The sequence below is a fragment of the Pseudomonas sp. genome, assembly GCF_050739995.1.
Lineage (GTDB): Bacteria > Pseudomonadota > Gammaproteobacteria > Pseudomonadales > Pseudomonadaceae > Aquipseudomonas.
The window spans coordinates 1-2968 of sequence record NZ_JBOICG010000752.1; the positions used below are offsets into that span (position 1 = coordinate 1).

The 2968-nt window shown below is 59.5% G+C and carries 3 protein-coding genes; 2 read left to right on the forward strand and 1 reads right to left on the reverse strand.

From position 1 onward, the window contains the following. Positions 1-149 precede the first annotated feature (149 nt). The gene (locus ACRESD_RS25670) at positions 150-1055 is read right to left on the reverse strand and encodes a LysR family transcriptional regulator (RefSeq protein ID WP_431753465.1); all 906 of its coding nucleotides are present in this window, start codon (positions 1053-1055) and stop codon (positions 150-152) included. 211 nt (positions 1056-1266) lie between these two features. On the opposite strand from ACRESD_RS25670, the gene ycaC reads away from it, so the two are divergent. After that, on the forward strand, positions 1267-1893 hold the full coding sequence (gene ycaC / locus ACRESD_RS25675; RefSeq protein ID WP_431753466.1) for an isochorismate family cysteine hydrolase YcaC: 627 nt from the start codon (positions 1267-1269) through the stop codon (positions 1891-1893). A gap of 144 nt (positions 1894-2037) precedes the next feature. After that, positions 2038-2904 (forward strand): pirin family protein, encoded by an 867-nt coding sequence (locus tag ACRESD_RS25680; RefSeq protein WP_431753467.1) that lies wholly within the window; start codon positions 2038-2040, stop codon positions 2902-2904. The last annotated feature ends 64 nt before the right edge of the window (positions 2905-2968 follow it).

Sequence of the window (2968 nt, forward strand, 5' to 3'; positions counted from 1 at the left end):
GGGCAAGAGGGTTCATGGCGAACTCCTGGGGATGATCGATCAGAAAAATTATGGATGTAATTTTTTTCAAATATTATGATCGAAATATAAATTAGTCCAGTCGCGGATCATCCCCATGGCAAACGACTCGACCCCTCACGGCCACCTAGTCACTCCATGTCACTGTGTACAAACGCCTCCCCCAGGAAATCAATCAGGCTGCGCACCGACGGCAGCAGCCCACGGCGCGACGGGAAAACCGCATGCACGATCCCGGTCCTCGGCGCCCATCCGGGGGTCAGGTTGACCAGGCGTCCTGCGGCTAAATCCTCGCGCACCACCACGCTGGGCAGATGGGCAATACCCACGCCCGCACACACCGCATGCCGCAGTGCCAGCAGATCGTCCGTGACAATTCGCGGAAAATGCCGGATCACGGCACTGGCACCGTTCTCGCCAAACAACTCCCAGTGATACTCCCGCTGCGCCGACCCCCAAAACACGCTCGGCAAGCCATGCAGATCGGCGGGCAACGGCGGGTTCGACAAGTGCGATACAAACGCTGGGCTGCCCACCAGGCATTGGGTGCTGTTGCCCAGCACCTTCATCACCAAGTCAGTGTCTTCCAGCGGCGGAAAGCGAATGCGTAGGGCGATATCGAACCCTTCGTGCAGCACATCCACGCGTCGGTTGGTGCTCTCCAGGTGCAGTTCTACCAAGGGGTACTTGAGCATGTAGCGAGTCAGCATCGGCCCGACCCAGGAATTGAGCAGGGCCGTGGGGCAGCTCAAACGCACAATGCCCTGGGGCTCGGAACGGTTGCGCTCGATCACCTCGGCGGCGGCTTCCGCTTCCACGCGCATGGCCAGGCACCGTTGGTAATAAACCTGGCCGATTTCAGTGAGCGAACAATGCCGGCTGGTCCGGTTGATCAGGCGTACACCCAGGCGTTCTTCCAGTTGGCTGATACGCCGGCTCAGTTTCGACTTGGGCATGTCCAGCGCCCGGCCCGCCGCCGCAAAGCCACGATGCTCGACCACCTGGGTGAAGTAATAGAGGGTGTTGAGGTCTTCCATATCGTTCTCCAAATAGAACGCTAAGGGCTATTTTTGCCATCTGGCCCGGCAAAGGTAACGGATTTAAGGTGTGTCCATGCACGGCTTCACCTTTTTGAGAGGTCAATTCGGCCAGATGCCCAACTGATCCACCCGTGCAGTCCCCCCCAAGACGGCCAGGCCGGAAGTGCAAAAGCGATCCAACCCTTCAATCGACGCAAGAGGACTACCCATGACGACTCAATACAAGCGACTGGACAAAAACAACGCCGCCGTTCTGCTGGTGGACCATCAGGCTGGCCTGCTGTCCCTGGTGCGTGACATCGAACCGGACAAGTTCAAGAACAACGTGCTGGCCCTGGCCGACCTGGCCAAGTACTTCCAGTTGCCGACCATCCTCACCACCAGCTTCGAAACTGGCCCGAACGGCCCACTGGTGCCGGAACTCAAGGCGTTGTTCCCCGACGCGCCTTACATCGCTCGGCCTGGCCAGATCAATGCCTGGGACAACGAGGATTTCGTCAAGGCGATCAAGGCTACCGGCAAAAAACAACTGATCATCGCCGGTGTAGTGACCGAGGTCTGTGTGGCATTCCCGGCTCTGTCAGCCCTGGCGGAAGGTTTCGAAGTGTTCGTGGTGACGGATGCCTCCGGCACCTTCAACGAGATCACTCGCCATTCGGCCTGGGACCGCATGTCCGCCAACGGCGCGCAACTGATGACCTGGTTCGGCCTCGCCTGCGAGCTGCATCGCGACTGGCGCAACGATATCGAAGGCCTGGGTACTTTGTTTGCCAACCACATCCCGGATTACCGCAATCTGTTCACCAGCTACAACGCATTGACCACCACCCCATAAGCGGTTGATCCACAGAGGGCGAGGCGTTGCAGCGCCTCGCCCTCTGTAATTTATCGTCTTACCTGTGGGACAGTCAGAGCCATATTCACCCTCTACCGCTCAATTGGTATCGGATTTAAGGTGTATGCACTTTGGAGGTTCACCATGAAAAAATTGATTGGTATCTACACCAGCCCTCGCGCCCACTGGGTCGGCGACGGTTTTCCGGTGCGCACGCTGTTTTCCTACGACACCATGGGCAAGCACATCAGCCCATTCCTGTTGCTGGACCACGCCGGCCCGGTCGATTTCACCCCCACCGAACAGCGTCGTGGTGTCGGCCAACACCCCCATCGCGGGTTTGAGACCGTGACCATCGTCTACGAGGGCGAAGTCGAGCACCGCGACTCCACCGGTGCCGGCGGTAAAATCGGCCCCGGCGATGTGCAATGGATGACGGCCGCTAAAGGCATCCTCCATGAAGAGTTCCACTCCGAAGCCTTTGCCCGCAGCGGCGGGGCGATGGAAATGGTGCAACTGTGGGTCAATTTGCCGGCCAAGGACAAAATGGCTGATGCGGGCTACCAAACCATCGTCGATGGCGACATCCCGGTGTTGTCGTTGGCTGGCGGCGCTGGGCAACTGCGCCTGATTGCCGGTGAGTTCGCCGGTACCCAAGGCCCGGCGCGCACCTTTACGCCGATTGACGTATGGGATCTGCGTCTTAACGCTGGCAAAGCGGTCACGCTGGACTTGCACGCCGGGCGCAACACAGCGTTGGTGATCCTGCGTGGCACGGTGCTGGTCAACGGCCAGGAAGTCGCGCGCCAAGGGCAGTTGGCACTGTTCGAGCGTGATGGCAGCCAGCTCACCCTGGAAGCCAACGACGACGCCAAGGTGTTGCTGCTCAGCGGCGAACCGATCGACGAGCCTATCGTCGGCCACGGTCCGTTCGTGATGAACACCGAGCAGGAGATTCACCAGGCGTTTGTCGACTTCCAGTCGGGCAAGTTTGGGCAGATGCAACGCTAACGGTTTGTCGCAACCCTTGTGAGAGCGGGCTTGTGTGGGAGCCGGGCTTGCCCGCGATGCAGGC